Origin of the sequence: Streptomyces filipinensis (assembly GCF_014649495.1) — a bacterium.
GTDB lineage: Bacteria > Actinomycetota > Actinomycetes > Streptomycetales > Streptomycetaceae > Streptomyces > Streptomyces filipinensis.
Genome location: NZ_BMTD01000018.1, coordinates 90,156 through 104,393 on the forward strand (window position 1 = coordinate 90,156; position 14,238 = coordinate 104,393).

At 73.7% G+C, this 14,238-nt stretch carries 14 protein-coding genes; 6 read left to right on the forward strand and 8 right to left on the reverse strand.

Annotated elements, in window-relative coordinates; genetic code table 11:
- Positions 1 to 173: 173 nt before the first annotated feature.
- Together IE244_RS32040 and IE244_RS32045 are read right to left on the reverse strand one after the other, a co-directional pair.
- Positions 174 to 731: a DinB family protein gene (locus tag IE244_RS32040; RefSeq protein WP_191877085.1), complete on the reverse strand. Its 558-nt coding sequence runs from the start codon at positions 729 to 731 to the stop codon at positions 174 to 176.
- Between the two features lie 138 nt (positions 732 to 869).
- The gene (locus IE244_RS32045; RefSeq protein WP_191877086.1) at positions 870 to 1,919 is read right to left on the reverse strand and encodes a pyridoxal-phosphate-dependent aminotransferase family protein; all 1,050 of its coding nucleotides are present in this window, start codon (positions 1,917 to 1,919) and stop codon (positions 870 to 872) included.
- Positions 1,920 to 2,058: 139 nt separating this feature from the next.
- On the opposite strand from IE244_RS32045, the gene IE244_RS32050 reads away from it, so the two are divergent.
- The 5 genes from IE244_RS32050 (at position 2,059) to IE244_RS32070 (ending at position 6,742) form a co-directional block, all read left to right on the forward strand.
- Positions 2,059 to 2,916 carry a transporter substrate-binding domain-containing protein gene (locus tag IE244_RS32050; protein WP_191877087.1) on the forward strand — a complete coding sequence of 286 codons (858 nt, stop codon included), beginning with the start codon at positions 2,059 to 2,061 and terminating at the stop codon, positions 2,914 to 2,916.
- A gap of 4 nt (positions 2,917 to 2,920) precedes the next feature.
- On the forward strand, positions 2,921 to 3,754 hold the full coding sequence (locus IE244_RS32055; RefSeq protein WP_191877088.1) for an amino acid ABC transporter permease: 834 nt from the start codon (positions 2,921 to 2,923) through the stop codon (positions 3,752 to 3,754).
- Positions 3,751 to 4,545 carry an amino acid ABC transporter ATP-binding protein gene (locus tag IE244_RS32060; RefSeq protein ID WP_191877089.1) on the forward strand — a complete coding sequence of 265 codons (795 nt, stop codon included), beginning with the start codon at positions 3,751 to 3,753 and terminating at the stop codon, positions 4,543 to 4,545. The genes IE244_RS32055 and IE244_RS32060 overlap by 4 nt, the downstream gene beginning before the upstream one ends.
- Positions 4,546 to 4,562: 17 nt before the next feature.
- Positions 4,563 to 5,654, forward strand: a complete 1,092-nt coding sequence (locus tag IE244_RS32065; protein WP_031165907.1) for an amidohydrolase family protein — start codon at positions 4,563 to 4,565, stop codon at positions 5,652 to 5,654.
- Between the two features lie 143 nt (positions 5,655 to 5,797).
- A complete protein-coding gene (locus tag IE244_RS32070) occupies positions 5,798 to 6,742 on the forward strand; it encodes an SCO1860 family LAETG-anchored protein (protein WP_191877090.1) in 945 nt (314 codons plus the stop codon).
- A gap of 197 nt (positions 6,743 to 6,939) precedes the next feature.
- Here IE244_RS32070 and cobC read toward each other — a convergent pair whose 3' ends face one another.
- The 6 genes from cobC to cobM are packed head-to-tail and all read right to left on the reverse strand — an operon-like array spanning position 6,940 to position 13,329.
- A complete protein-coding gene (gene cobC / locus IE244_RS32075) occupies positions 6,940 to 8,004 on the reverse strand; it encodes an Rv2231c family histidinol phosphate aminotransferase CobC (RefSeq protein ID WP_191877091.1) in 1,065 nt (354 codons plus the stop codon).
- Positions 7,994 to 8,911, reverse strand: a complete 918-nt coding sequence (locus IE244_RS32080) for a sirohydrochlorin chelatase (RefSeq protein WP_191877092.1) — start codon at positions 8,909 to 8,911, stop codon at positions 7,994 to 7,996. The genes cobC and IE244_RS32080 overlap by 11 nt, the downstream gene beginning before the upstream one ends.
- Positions 8,908 to 9,495: a precorrin-8X methylmutase gene (locus IE244_RS32085; RefSeq protein ID WP_191877151.1), complete on the reverse strand. Its 588-nt coding sequence runs from the start codon at positions 9,493 to 9,495 to the stop codon at positions 8,908 to 8,910. The genes IE244_RS32080 and IE244_RS32085 overlap by 4 nt, the downstream gene beginning before the upstream one ends.
- Before the next feature lie 5 nt (positions 9,496 to 9,500).
- Positions 9,501 to 11,192 (reverse strand): precorrin-3B C(17)-methyltransferase, encoded by a 1,692-nt coding sequence (gene cobJ, locus IE244_RS32090; RefSeq protein ID WP_191877093.1) that lies wholly within the window; start codon positions 11,190 to 11,192, stop codon positions 9,501 to 9,503.
- A complete protein-coding gene (gene cbiE / locus IE244_RS32095) occupies positions 11,189 to 12,514 on the reverse strand; it encodes a precorrin-6y C5,15-methyltransferase (decarboxylating) subunit CbiE (RefSeq protein ID WP_191877094.1) in 1,326 nt (441 codons plus the stop codon). The genes cobJ and cbiE overlap by 4 nt, the downstream gene beginning before the upstream one ends.
- Positions 12,511 to 13,329, reverse strand: coding sequence for a precorrin-4 C(11)-methyltransferase (gene cobM / locus IE244_RS32100; protein WP_191877095.1), 819 nt, complete (start codon positions 13,327 to 13,329; stop codon positions 12,511 to 12,513). Before cobM ends, cbiE begins: the two co-directional genes overlap by 4 nt.
- 168 nt (positions 13,330 to 13,497) lie before the next feature.
- Between cobM and IE244_RS32105 the strand changes: the two genes are divergently transcribed.
- Positions 13,498 to 14,232 (forward strand): ZIP family metal transporter, encoded by a 735-nt coding sequence (locus tag IE244_RS32105; protein WP_031165888.1) that lies wholly within the window; start codon positions 13,498 to 13,500, stop codon positions 14,230 to 14,232.
- Positions 14,233 to 14,238 lie beyond the last annotated feature (6 nt).

A 14,238-nucleotide genomic window follows, 5' to 3' on the forward strand; every position in this document is an offset into this window, starting at 1 on the left:
ATTGACCCACGTCAAATCAGGACAAAAGTATCGCGCTGTGGAGTGTGTCACAGTGCGTAAACCGCCAGAAAACCGCCAGGAAACTTCGCTGTTTAGCCTTGCAAAAAGCGGGCAGAAGAAGACGGGAAGCTGTCACCCGGAGAATAGGCGGGAATTGTGAAGCTAAATTGAATTCAGGCCCCGGTGGTGCCGTCGATTCGTTCACGCAGAATGTCGGCGTGTCCGTTGTGCCGGGCGTACTCCTCGATGAGGTGGATCAGCACCCAGCGCACGCTCACCTCGACACCGGCCATCGGCTCGTCGACGATCCGGCCGGTGTCCTCCAGGGCCCGTCCGGCGAGCAGCTCCCGGCCGCGCGCGATCTCCCGCCGCCACACGGCCAGCGCGTCCCGCAGCCCCCGCTGCGGATCGAGGGCGTACCCGGTCGCCTCCTCGAACACCGGCGGCGCGTCCAGCCCGCCCAGCACCCGCTGGAACCAGTTCCGTTCGACCTCGGCGAGGTGCTGGACGAGCCCGAGCAGCGTCAGCGACGACGGCTCCGCCGGCGCGAGCCGCACCTGCCGGTCGTCCAGCCCCCGGCACTTCAGCTCCAGCGTGCCCCGGTGGAAGTCCAGCCAGCCCTCCAGCATGGCGCGCTCGGACCCGGTCATCGGGGGGACGGGCCGCCCGTCCGGGAGGGTGAGGGGTGCTTCGGGTGTGCCGGGGCTCCGGGGCGTCGATGGCGTCGTCATGAGGGCAGGGTGGCACGGGCCACGGACAGCCGCGCCGGCGAGCGGGAGGCGACGGCCCTTTTCCGGCCACCCAGCCGGGTGGCCGGGCGGGAAACGGGGACCTCGGGGGCCGGGAGCCCCCGGCGTCCGGTCCCGCGCCTAGTCCCGCACCGCGAGCGCCGCTCCGAGCGCCGCCAGGCACCTCTCCACGGTCTCCGGGGAAGCGTCCGCCCCGTAGTGGTTGACCCGGATCATCTCCTTGGCCAACGCGCCTCCCCCCGCGGCCAGCGGCAGCCCGGGGTCACTCGCCAGCGCCCGGGCCACCACCTCCGACGCCACCACGTCCGAGGGCACCCGGAGCGTCGTGGCCACCGGCGCCGCGTCCTTCTCCTCGTGCACATACGGCTCAAGGCCCCCGCCCAGGCGGACCGCACCGGCCCGCGTGGCCAGCGCGGCGCCGCGGTGCCGGGCCATCACCGCGTCCAGCCCCGCGGACTCGATCCGCTCCAGGCACGCCTGAAGCGCCAGCATCTCCAGCTGGGCCGGGGCGTGCGGCAGCACCGTGCGGCCGGCGTCGGTCCAGCGCTCCTTCCAGTCCAGCAGGGACAGATAGGAGCGGCGCGGCGCGTTCGGGTTCGCCGCCATTCGCGCCCAGGCCCGCTCGCTCACCGAGATCGCCGACACGCCCGCCGGGCCGCCCATCGCCTTCTGCGCGCCGATCACACACAGGTCCACGCCCCACGCGTCCGGCAGCACCGGCTCCGCGCCCACGGAGGCGACCGCGTCCAGGTAGAACAGCGCCCCCTGCTCGCGCACCACCTCGCCGATCTCCGCGACCGGGTTGGTGTTGCCGGTCGCCGCCTCCGCGTGCACCAGCGAGACGAAGTCGATCTCCGGGTGTGCGGCGAACGCCTCCCGGACCTGCTCGGCGGTGACGGCCGTGTGGAAGGGGACGGAGAGGTCGTACACCGTCGCGCCGCAGTCGCGGAGCCAGTTCCCGAACGTCTGCCCGTACGGCCCGGTGATCACGTTCAGCGCCACCGTGCCCGGGCCGGCCGCCGCGCGGATCGCGCCCTCCAGCGGCAGCAGTGCCTCACCCTGCGTGATCAGCACGTCCTGCCGGGTGTCCAGCAGCCGGGCGACCGCGTCCTCGATGGCGGCGAAGCGCTCGGCACTCAGCGGGGGCAGATCGAGGAAGGGGTGGCTCACGGTGGTGCTCTCTTCGTTCGCGGACGTCGGGACTCCCTTGATCTTAGGTCCAGCGGCCGAGAAACCATCGGTTTGATTTGAGAGACTCAAACTCTTCCTTATAATCGGAACCCTCAGTTCCCCCACAGGGAGATCCCCCATGAAAACGCTCCTCGGTCGCCGGACCCGCCTCCTGGCTGCCACCACCGCGACCGCCGGGCTGGTCCTCGTCGTGGCCGGCTGCTCCTCGTCGTCCGGCGGGGGGAACGGCGGTGCCACCGTCAAGGGGGTCCACGTCGTCAAGGCCGGTCAGCTGACCACCTGCACCCACCTGCCGTACCCGCCGTTCCAGTCGGAGATCAACGGCACGGTGCAGGGCTTCGACGTCTCCCTCATCGACCTCGTCGCCAAGAACCTCGGCGTCAAGCAGCAGATCCTCGACACCCCGTTCGAGAACTTCAAGACCGGCGCCTTCCTGAACTCCGGCCAGTGCGACCTGGCCGCCGCCGGCATGACGATCACCGCCGAGCGCAAGAAGAACGTCGACTTCTCCGACCCGTACTTCGAGGCCACCCAGGCCGTGCTCGTGAACAAGAGCGCCGGCATCACCTCCCTCGCGGACGTGAAGGCGAAGGGCAAGAAGCTCGGTGCCCAGGCGCAGACCACCGGCGAGGACTACGCCCGGAGCAAGGGCTTCGACCCGGTCTCCTTCGCCTCCTCCGACGCGGTCCTCAACGGCCTGCGCACCGGCCAGGTCCAGGCCGTCGTCATCGACTACCCGGTGGTCCAGGGCTGGCTGAAGGACAAGGCCAACGCGGACGCCTTCAAGGTCGTCGACAACCTCAAGACGGGCGAGCAGTACGGCTTCACGGTCAAGAAGGGCAACAAGGCCCTGCTCGACGCCGTCAACAAGGCCCTGAAGGACGCCAAGGCCGACGGCACGTACAAGAAGATCTACGAGAAGTGGATCGGCCCGTACAACGCCTCCGTCGCCTCCCCGGCCCCGTCCGGCTCCTGACCCCATGGCCGACACGGACACACGTATCCAGCCCAGGAAATCCGGACTGACGCTCCGTCAGAAGCGCCGGCTCTCCCGCGGGGCGCAGTACGCCCTCTTCGTCGCCGCGGTGATCGCGTTCGCGGTCACCGCGGACTGGGGCCGGCTGCAGAACCAGTTCGCGCAGCCCGGGATCGCCCAGCGGCTGTTCCCGGCCATCATCACGGTGGCCCTGAAGAACACCGTGCTGTACACGCTCTCCGGGTTCGTCGTGGGCCTGGTCCTCGGCATGGTCATCGCCCTGATGCGCCTGTCCTCCGTGGGGCCGTACCGCTGGCTCGCCGGTGTCTACATCGAGATCTTCCGCGGCCTGCCCGCACTGCTGATCTTCATCTTCGTCGGCACCGGTGTGCCCCTGGCCTTCCCGAGCGTCCAGTACCCGGGCGGCATCTACGGAAAGGTCGCCGTCGCGCTCGGACTGGTCTCCGCCGCCTACATGGCCGAGACCATCCGCGCGGGCATCCAGGCCGTCCCCAGGGGGCAGATGGAGGCGGCCCGTTCGCTCGGCTTCTCGCCCGCGCGGGCCATGGTCTCCATCATCCTGCCGCAGGCCTTCCGGATCATCCTGCCGCCGCTGACCAACGAACTCGTCCTGCTCTTCAAGGACTCCTCGCTGGTGCTGTTCCTCGGTGTCACCCTGGAGCAGCGCGAACTGTCCAAGTTCGGCAACGACCTGGCCAGCACGACCGCCAACTCCACACCGATCCTGGTGGCGGGCCTGTGCTACCTGCTGATCACGATCCCGCTCAGCCTCGTCGTGCGCCGTATGGAGTCCAAGGCCCAGAGGGAGATCCGGTGACCCGCCCCGAGATCCGCGTCCAGGACCTGCACAAGTCCTTCGGCGACAACCACGTCCTGCGCGGCATCGACCTGGAGATCGGCCAGGGCGAGGTCGTCTGCGTCATCGGCCCCTCCGGCTCCGGCAAGTCCACGCTGCTGCGCTGTGTGAACCTGCTGGAGGAGCCGACCTGGGGCCAGGTCTTCGTCGGCGGCACCGAGCTCACCGACCCGGACGTCGACATCGACGCCGTACGCCGCCGGATCGGCATGGTCTTCCAGCAGTTCAACCTCTTCCCGCACCTGAGCGTCACCGAGAACCTCACGCTGCCGCAGCGCAGGGTTCTGAAGCGGGACAAGGAGACCGCCGCGCGGATCGCCGCCGAGAACCTCGCCCGGGTGGGCCTGGCCGAGAAGGCGGACGCCTACCCGTCCTCCCTCTCCGGCGGCCAGCAGCAGCGCGTGGCCATCGCCCGGGCGCTGGCGATGGGCCCGGAGGTCATGCTCTTCGACGAGCCGACCTCGGCACTCGACCCCGAGCTGGTCGGTGATGTCCTCGCCGTCATGCGCATGCTCGCCACCGAGGGCATGACGATGATGGTCGTCACCCACGAGATGACCTTCGCCCGCGAGGTCGCCGACCGGGTCGTCTTCATGGACGGCGGCCTGATCGTCGAGGACGGCAGCCCCGACCAGGTCATCGGCGACCCGCAGCACGAGCGCACCCGCCACTTCCTCTCCCGGCTCCTCGACCCGGCGATGGCCCAGGTCGAGGAGGAGACCTCCGACCAGGTGGGGAGGGGCCAGCCCTAGGTCGTTAGGGTGCGTGCATGAGCGATGGCGCCGTGCTGCACGTGAAGGGGCGGGTCCTCGTGGGCCCCGAGGACGTCCGCGACGAGCTGTGGGTGGTCGGCGGCAGAGTGTCGTACGACCGCCCCGCCGGCGCCCGTGACGTGCGGACCGTCGAGGGCTGGGCGCTGCCCGGCCTGGTCGACGCGCACTGCCATGTCGGCCTCGGCGCCGAAGGCCCGGTCGACGCGGACACCGCCGAGAAGCAGGCGCTCACCGACCGCGAGACGGGCACCCTGCTGATCCGGGACGCCGGCTCGCCCTCCGACACCCGCTGGATCGACGACCGCGAGGACCTGCCGAAGATCATCCGGGCCGGCCGGCACATCGCCCGCACCCGCCGCTACATCCGCAACTACGCCTGGGAGATCGAGCCCGACGACCTCGTCGCGTACGTCGCCCAGGAGGCCCGGCGCGGCGACGGCTGGGTCAAGCTGGTCGGCGACTGGATCGACCGCGACCTCGGCGACCTCGCCCCCTGCTGGCCGCGCGAGGCGGCCCGGGCGGCCATCGCCGAGGCGCACCGGCTCGGTGCCCGCGTCACCGCCCACTGCTTCGCCGAGAGCTCCCTGCGCGACCTGGTCGAGGCGGGCATCGACTGCATCGAGCACGCGACCGGCCTGACCGAGGACCTGATCCCGCTGTTCGCCGAGCGCGGTGTCGCGATCGTCCCGACCCTCGTCAACATCGCCACCTTCCCGCGGCTCGCGGCCGGCGGCGACACCCGGTTCCCCCGCTGGTCCGCCCACATGCGGCGGCTGCACGAGCGGCGGTACGACACCGTGCGCGGCGCCTACGACGCCGGGATCCCGGTGTACGTCGGCACGGACGCGGGCGGCTCGCTGGCCCACGGCCTGGTCGCGGAGGAGGTCGCCGAGCTGGTCACCGCGGGCATACCGCCGGTCGAGGCGCTGTCCGCGACCAGCTGGGGCGCCCGCGCCTGGCTCGGCCGCCCCGGACTGGAGGAGGGCGCGCCGGCCGACCTGGTGGTGTACGCGGGCGACCCGCGGGCGGACGTACGGGTGCTCGCGGCGCCGCGCCGGGTGGTGCTGAACGGCCGGATCGTCCAGTAGGGGAACGCCCGTGCCCGGTGATTCGAAGGGAAGTACGGCATATCCACGTTCGGGTGAAGCGGCCCTGGATCGCTGACCGTTCACCCACAGGGCGTACAAGGTTGACGGGTCCCAAGCAAGTTTCCTCTGGGGGTCCCACCACCTTGAACAGCAACGACTTCCGCATGCCCGCACGCCGTCTCGCCGCCGTCGCGACGGTCACCGCCCTCGCCGCGGGGCCCGCGGTCCTGGGCGCGGGCCCCGCGCACGCGACCGCCGACCCCGGTCGCGCCTCCGCCGTCGTCCTGCGCACCGGGCTCGACGTGTCCCTGCTCGACAAGACCGTCGACGTCCCGCTCGTGGTCTCCCTCGACGAGGTCCGGGCGCCGCGGAGCGCCGACCGGACCGCGCTGTCGGCACGGCTCGACGGCGTGGCCGGCGGCAGGCCGTTCACGGTCCTCGGCGCCGACGTGGCCTCGGCGAAGGCCACCGTGACCGCGCGGCGCGCCGAGGGCTCGGTCCGGCTCGTCGACGCCCGGCTGCACGTCCCCGGCCTGCCCCTGCTGTCCCTGATCGAGGTGGGCACGGTCACCGCCCAGGCGACCTGCGAGGCCGGCCGGGCGCCGGCCGCCTCGGCGAACGTCCTGGGCGCCGTCACCGTCCTCGGCAGGCGCGTCACGCTCACCGCCGGCGGCCCGACCGAGGTGAAGGTGCCCGGTGTCGGAGAGGTCCGCCTCGACCTCGCCCAGCGGCGCACCACGACCCGTACGGCCGCCGCCACCGCCCTCGAACTCAAGGTCTCCGTCAACCCGTTGAAGCTCAACGTGGCCGACGTCGAGGGCACGGTCACGCTGGCCAGGGCGACCTGCGAGTCCCCGACGGCCCCGCACCCGGTGCCGAGTCACGACCCGGCCGCGGGCCCCAAGCCGCAGGGCGCCCCCGCGAAGGCCGACACCGCCTCCGACGTGAAGCCCCAGGGGGGCGTGGCGAAGTCCGGCCTCGCGCAGACCGGCGGCAGCTCCGCCACGCCGTACCTCGCCGGCGGCGCGCTGGCGCTGGTGCTGGTCGGTGGGGGAGCGGTGACGGTGGCCCGCCGCCGCAGGGGCTGACGCCCGGGAGAGCGGTGGCGCGGCGGCGCCCGTCCCACCCGCCGCCCCCGCTCGGCCGTCACGCCGGGTAGGGCGCCGCCTCCCGGCCCGACCGGAGCGTGGCCGCCCACCAGGCCGGTTCAGGGCGATCTCGCAGCGGAACCTCTGGGCCGGGAGTTCCGGCGGCTTCGGGAGTTCCCGGCGGGCGGGGGATCCTGTCACGGCAGGGCAGCCGACAGCGCCTCCAGGAACCCGTTCACCGTGACCCGGTCCCGCACAGCCACCCGCATCCACTCCGCACCGAGCCCGGGAAACGTGTCCCCCCGCCGCACCGCATAGCCGAGGTCGCGCAGCCGACGCCGTACGACCACGGCTTGGGGCATACGGACCAGCACGAAGGGCCCCTGAGCGGGGTTCACGACCCGCACGCCCCGCGAGGCGAACCGGGACAGCCCTGCCACCAGGTGGGCCCGGTCCGCCGCGATGCGATGCGCCGCGTGCCCCGCCTCGGCCAGGGCCCGCGGCGCCACACACGCCCGCGCCGCGGCGAGGGCCGGCGTGGACACCGGCCACAACGGCTGGGCCCGCTCCAGCTCGGCGATGATCTCCGAAGGAGCCAGCACGTACCCGATCCGCAGCCCGGCCAGCCCCCATGTCTTGGTCAGGCTGCGCAGCACCACGAGACCCGGCACGTCCGTCCGCCCGGCCAGCGCCTCCCGCTCACCCGGCACCGCGTCCATGAACGCCTCGTCGACCACCAGCACCCGTCCGGGCCGGGCGAGCCGGACGACCGCGTCCGCGGGATGCAGCACGGACGTGGGGTTGGTCGGATTCCCGATCACGACCAGGTCGGCCTCCTCCGGCACCGCCGCCGGATCCAGCCGGAACCCGTCCTCCTCCCGCAGCAGCACCCGGTCCACGGTGTGACCCGCGTCCCGCAGCGCCGCCTCCGGCTCGGTGAACTGCGGATGCACCACGACCGGGCGCCGGATCTTCAGCGCCCGTGCCAGCAGCACGAACGCCTCCGCCGCACCGGCCGTCAGCAGCACCCGTTCCACCGGCAGCCCGTGCCGCGCCGCCACCGCCGCCCGCGCCGCCCGCCCGTCCGGATACGCCGCGAGCGACGGCAGTGAGGCGGCGATCTCCTCCCGCAGCCACGGCGGGGGCGTGTCCGCCCGGACGTTGACGGCGAGGTCGGCCAACGCGGCCCCGTCGTCGCGCACCTCGGCGTCTCCGTGGTGCCGCAGATCGTGCCCGGACCCGCCGGCGTCGTCAGTGCGCATGGCTGTGCGCGTGCCCGCCGTGCGGGTGATGCCCGTGCCCGTGGTGGTGGTCGTCGTCGTCCGGGTGGAAGTGCGGCTGCTGCGGCAGCCCCACCTTGTCCTCGAAGCCCGGCAGCGCGATCCGGTACACGCACGAGTCGCAGTTCATGCGCAGATCGCCCTTGACGGCCTCCTCGTACCGCTCCATCACCAGGTCCAGCAGCTCCGGCTCGGGCCCGATGACGTCCGCCGAGCGCACGTCGGCCCCGGGGTTCGCGGCCGCCCACTCCTCGGTCTGCCGGCGCACACGGTCCGGCAGGATGCCGGTGAAGAGGAAGTAGGGGAGGACGACGATCCGCCGCGCCCCCAGTCGCGTGCACCGGTCCAGGCCGCTCGGCACGTCCGGCGCCGCCAGCGACACGAACGCCGTCTCGACCCCCGCGTACCCGCGGCCCTCCCACAGCAGCCGGGCCGCCTTGAACACCTCGGCGTTGGCATCGGGGTCGGTCGAGCCGCGCCCGACCAGCAGCACGGTCACCTCCGCGCGGTCCGTGTCGCCCAGCACCTCGTCCAGCCGCCGCTCCAGCACGCTGAGCAGGGCCGGGTGCGGACCGAGCGGGCGGCCGTAGGTGTACGAGATGCCCGGGTGGCGTTCCTTCTCGCGGGCCAGCGCGGCCGGGATGTCGCCCTTGGCGTGCCCGGCCGACACCAGCATCAGCGGCACGGCCGCGAACCGGCGCACACCCCGCTCCACCAGCTCGGTGACGGCCTCGCCCAGCGGCGGCGGGGACAGCTCGATGAAGCCGCCCGCGACGGGCAGCCCGGGGTGGCGGCGGCCCAGCTCCCGGACGAAGTCACGGAACGCCTCGGCTCCGGCGTCGTCACGGGTGCCGTGTCCGGCGATGAGCAGGGCGGGCGGGGTGGTCACGAGATCTCCTCAGACGAAACGGGGTGGTACAGCAGGGCGTTGAGCGCGGCGGAGGCGACCGCCGAGCCGCCCTTCTCGGACACGTTGCTCACGGCGGGCAGCCCGCTCTCGCGCAACGCGGCCTTGGACTCGACCGCTCCGACGAAACCGACGGGCAGGCCGATGACGAGCGCGGGGGAGGCGTCCAGGGTCAGCAGCTCCTCCAGCGCGGTCGGGGCGTTGCCGATCACCCAGAGGGCGCCGGGCCCGACCTGTTCGTAGGCGAGCCGGATCCCGTGCGCCGAACGGGTCAGTCCGGGGGCGGCCGTGGCGTCCTTGAGCCGGCACACGGTCTCACGGCGCGTGATGCCGGCCCCGACCATCTCCACGTCCACGACGACCGGCGCCCCGGCGTGCAGCGCCGCGTGCGCCTTCACCAGGTCGTCCTCGTCCATGACCAGGTCGGAGGCGTACTCCAGGTCGGCGGCGGAGTGGATCACCCGCTCCACCACCGCCCGGGTCAGCGGCGGGAAGTGCGAGGTGTCCAGGCGGGCGCGCAGCCGCCGGTAGGACTCCTCCTCGATGGGGTGGACCACACGGGCCACACGGTTCACTTCGGCTCCTCCTGCCAGCGGTAGCCGCGCGGGGTCACCATGCGGCCCGCGACCGTGCGGGTCGCGGTGTTGCCCACGGTGACGACCGTCATCATGTCGACCGTCGTCGGGTCGAGTGCGGCGAGCGTGGTCACCCGGCTCGACTCGTCCGGCCGGGACGCGTTGCGGACGACGCCCACGGGGGTCGTCGGCTCCCGGTGCCCGGCGAGGATCGCGAGCGCCTTGGGCAGCTGCCAGTCGCGGCCACGGGAACGCGGGTTGTAGAAGGTCACGACGATGTCCGCCTCGGCCGCCGCCCGCACCCGCCGCTCGATGACCTCCCACGGCGTGTGCAGGTCGGACAGGCTGATGGACACGTGGTCGTGGCCCAGCGGCGCGCCCAGGACCGCCCCGGCGGCCAGCGCGGCCGTCACCCCGGGCACCCCGACCACCTCGATGTCGTCGGACGCCTCGGCGAGCGCCGGGGACGCCATGGCGTACACGCCCGCGTCCCCGCTGCCGATCAGCGCCACGGCATGCCCCTTGCGGGCCTCCGCGACCGCCGTACGGGCCCGCTCCTCCTCGGCGCCGAGCCCCGACTCCAGCACCCGGGTGCCCGGCCGCAGCAGGTCCCGGATCTGGTCCACGTACTGGTCCAGTCCGACCAGCACCGACGCCCGGCGCAGCTCGGCCGCCGCGCGCGGGGTGAGCAGGTCCCGGGCGCCCGGTCCGAGCCCCACCACGGCGAGCCGGCCGCGCCCCGGGCGTCGTACGACCGCGCAGGTCGCCATCGCGGGCTGCCCGTCGGCGCGCTCGGACTTCCGCTTGTGGACCAGCAGTTCACCCCCGCGCACCAGCGCGGCGGCCTCCGCCACCGACGGCGTGCCGACGGCCGCGAGCGGCGCGTCCGACGGGTTGGGCACCTGCACCGCCGCCAGCTCCTCGGCGGAGTAGGTCACCAGGGGCACCCCGAGCCGTTCGGCGGCGGCCAGCAGGCCCGGCTCCTCCGCCTTGGCGTCCACCGTGGCGAGTTCGGCCACGGACCTCACCGAGAGGCCGGCCTGCGCCAGCGCCGCCTCGACGAGTGCGAGCACCTCCTCGGCCGGCGCGCCCCGGGACGCGCCGACCCCCACCACCAGGGACGGCGGCCTGAGCAGCACCTCGCGCTCCCCGGCCCGGACATCCCGGTCGGTGAGCCGGATCGTGTACGGCCCCTGCGCCGAGGTCGGCAGCGGCGGCAGCGGCCACGGCACCTCCGCCTCCAGCGCGACCGCCTCCCCGTCCAGCAGGGCCCGGGAGACCAGGGCGACCGACCCCTCGTACGGCAGCCCGAGCGTGTCCAGGCCCGCCAGCCCGACGGAGTCCGTCGCGGTCGTCACCACCGGCTCCGCCCCCAGCACCTCGCCGACCGCACGGGCGAGTTCGTTGGCACCGCCGCCGTGGCCGCCGACCAGCGACACCGCGAACCGGGCGCCCTCGTCCACGCACACCACACCCGGGTCGGCCGCCTTGTCGCCGAGCAGCGGCGCGAGCAGCCGTACCACCGCGCCCGTCGCCAGGAAGCACACCAGCTGCTCGCACTGCGCGAACGCGGCCCGTACCGCCTCCCCGACGGGACCCTCGTACACCCGCGTGCGGTCCGGCCAGGCCGCGGCCAGCCGGTCCCGCGCCACCGCCCCCGCCGCGGTGGCGGAAATCAGGCCGATCACTCGGTAACTCCTTCGCTAGACGCCGGGGGTCTGACGCCCCACAGCAGAAACACGGGATTGGTCGCCGCGAGCCGGGTCACGTCCCCGGGCAGCGGCGCCAGGCGCGAGGACTGCAGCAGCACCCCGTCGCAGGTGAACCCGGCATCGGTGAGCGCCTCCCGGGCGGCCGGCACGCGGTCCAGCGCGGCCATGGCGACCACGACCGTCCGCCGGGCGCGGCGCGCGCACGCGGCGACGATGCCGGGCAGCTCACGCCCGCCGCCGCCGACGAAGACGGCGTCGGGGTCGTCCAGGCCGGACAGCGCGGTCGGTGCCGCCCCGTGCACGACCCGCACGTCGACGCCGTGCGCGGCGGCGTTGGCGCGGATCCGCGCGACACCGTCCGGGGCCTTCTCGACTGCGGTGACGGCGGCACCGAGCCGCGCGCACTCCACGGCCACGGAGCCGGAACCCGCGCCCACGTCCCAGACCAGATCGCCGAGCCGGGGCCCGAGCCGGGCCAGGGCGAGCGCCCGCACCTCGAACTTGGTGATCATCGAGTCGCGGTGGGTGAACTCGCCCTCGTCCAGAGCCCATCCGGCGGGCCCGGCCGGCGCCCCGGCGACCGTACGCACCCCGCCGAGCGCGCGCGTCTCGTCGAGGCACAGCACCACGCTGACGTCCGAGCCCCAGTCCCGGGCGGCGGCCTCGGCGGGCGTGACCCGCTCGACCCGCTCGTCCGCGGAGCCGAGGGCGGAGGCGACGACGAGGACCCGCCCGCCGGGCAGGGGTGCCGAGGCGATCTCCGGCCCGGGGGAGTCCGGCGCGGGCCCGGCCACCGGCCCGGCGGCCGAGCCCCCCGGCACCGGCGGGTCGTGCAGCAGCGCCGCCGCCAGTTCCGCCGGCCCCGCGCCCGGCCCCGTCAGCACCGCCACCTTCGGCCGCGCCCGGCACACGTTGACCGCCGTACGAAGCTCCCGGCCGTGCGCGCTGACCACCACGGCGTCGTCCCATGGCAGCCCCGCACGCGCGAAGGCGGCGGCGACGGACGAGACCCCGGGCCGCACATCCAGCCGCCGCGGGCCGAACCGCTCGGCCAGGACCCGCACGATCCCGAAGAACCCCGGGTCGCCGGAGGCCAGCACGACGACCCGGCTCCCCTTCTCCAGATACCGCTCCACGACGTCCAGCGCCGGCGCCAGCGGCCCCAGCACGACCCGCTCGGCGGTGTCGGGCAGCCGTACCGCGTCCAGGTGGCGGCGCCCGCCGACGACCAGCGCGGCGCCCGCGAGGACGTCCGCGTCGACCGGGGCGCCGGTCCCCGCGCCGAGGACCGTGATCAACTGTTCGTCCTCTGCTCGCGCAGCGCCCGCCGGGCCTCCGGGTCGGCCTTCCGGTACCCGTGGAAGTGCCCCGGGTGGTACAGGTGCGAGCGGGTGCCGTGCGCGTCCAGCGCCGGGCCGACCAGGAACAGCGTGTGCTTCCAGAGCTTGTGCTCCTTGACCGTCTCCTCCAGCGTGCCGACCGTGCAGCGCACGATCAGCTCCTCCGGCCAGGTCGCCTGGTAGGCGACGAGCACCGGGGTGTCGGTCGGATAGCCGCCCTCCAGCAGCTCGCGTACCAGCTGTCCGCTGCGTGCCGCCGACAGGAAGATCGCCATGGTCGTGCCGTGCCGGGCGAACTCGCGTACCTCCTCGCCGGGCGGCATCGGCGTCTTGCCGCCGCCCAGCCGGGTGAGGACGACGGACTGGGCGACCTCGGGGATGGTCAGCTCACGCTGCGCGAGCGCGGCGACGGCGGAGAACGACGAGACCCCCGGTACGACCTCCGTCGCGATCCCGATCTGCGCGCAGCGGTCCAGCTGCTCCTGCGTGCCGCCCCACAGCGCCGGGTCACCGGAGTGGATCCGGGCCACCCGCAGTCCCTCCGCGTGGGCGCGCCGGTAGACGGCGACGACGTCCTCCAGGGACATGGCCGCCGAGTCCAGGACCTCCGCGTCCTCGCGCGCGTGCTCCAGGACCTCGGCCTGGACCAGGCTCGCCGCCCAGATCACCACGTCCGCCTGGGCGATCGCGCGCGCGGCACGGAACGTCAGCAGATCGGCGGCGCCGGGGCCGGCACCGACGAACGTCACCTTGCCGGTGGGGGCATCGGCCATGGGAGGGGTCCTCTCGTACGGGAACTGCGGAGACTGCGGAAACCGCTGTGACTGCGGTGACCGCGGTGGCTGAAAACTCAAGTCGGAATCGGTGAAATGTCAGGGTCTGCGGTGGTGTGATCGGTGCCGGATGTGCGCGAAGGCGCCTCCATCGGATAGCAAGGCCCTATGGCGGTCTTCGTCGCGCTCGGCGCGTTCCTGATGACGCTGGCCGGCGGCTGGACGGCACAGCGCGTGACCGACCGTCGGCATCTCGTCCTCGGACTGGCCGGCGGTCTGATGCTGGGCGTGGTCGGCCTGGACCTGCTGCCGGAGGCGCTGCACGCGGCGCACCGCGAGGTCTTCGGCGTGCCCGCCGCCCTGCTGCTGTTCGTGGCCGGATTCCTGCTGGCCCATCTGGTGGAGCGCACCCTGGCCGCCCGCCAGGCCGCGCACGGCGGCGCCGAGGGACACAACCACCGGGCGCCCGAGGTGGGTCTGACGGCGGCCGGCGCGATGGTGGGGCACAGCGCCATGGACGGCGTGGCGATCGGCGCGGCCTTCCAGGTGGGCAGCGGCATGGGCACGGCCGTCGCGCTCGCCGTGATCGCGCACGACTTCGCCGACGGCTTCAACACCTTCACCATCACGAGCCTGTACGGCAACGCCCGCCGCCGCGCGATCGCGATGCTGGTGGCCGACGCCTGCGCACCCCTGCTGGGCGCCGTGTCGACGGTCTTCTTCCACATCCCCGAAGCGGTGCTCGGCGGCTATCTGGGCCTCTTCGGCGGCGTCCTGCTGTACCTGGCCGCCGCCGAGATCCTGCCCGAGGCCCACCACGAGCACCCGGCGCGCTCCACCCTGCTGTGCACGGTGGCCGGCGCGGCCTTCATCTGGCTGGTGGTCGGCCTCTCCGGCGGCTGACCGCGC

What these genes read in the sequence shown, in the direction of transcription:
- IE244_RS32040 (WP_191877085.1), bottom strand. Translation starts at nt 731, where the DNA reads ATGACGACGCCATCGACGCCCCGGAGCCCCGGCACACCCGAAGCACCC.
- IE244_RS32050 (WP_191877087.1), top strand. Translation starts at nt 2,059, where the DNA reads ATGAAAACGCTCCTCGGTCGCCGGACCCGCCTCCTGGCTGCCACCACC.
- IE244_RS32055 (WP_191877088.1), top strand. Translation starts at nt 2,921, where the DNA reads ATGGCCGACACGGACACACGTATCCAGCCCAGGAAATCCGGACTGACG.
- IE244_RS32065 (WP_031165907.1), top strand. Translation starts at nt 4,563, where the DNA reads ATGAGCGATGGCGCCGTGCTGCACGTGAAGGGGCGGGTCCTCGTGGGC.
- cobC (WP_191877091.1), bottom strand. Translation starts at nt 8,004, where the DNA reads ATGCGCACTGACGACGCCGGCGGGTCCGGGCACGATCTGCGGCACCAC.
- cobM (WP_191877095.1), bottom strand. Translation starts at nt 13,329, where the DNA reads ATGGCCGATGCCCCCACCGGCAAGGTGACGTTCGTCGGTGCCGGCCCC.
- IE244_RS32105 (WP_031165888.1), top strand. Translation starts at nt 13,498, where the DNA reads ATGGCGGTCTTCGTCGCGCTCGGCGCGTTCCTGATGACGCTGGCCGGC.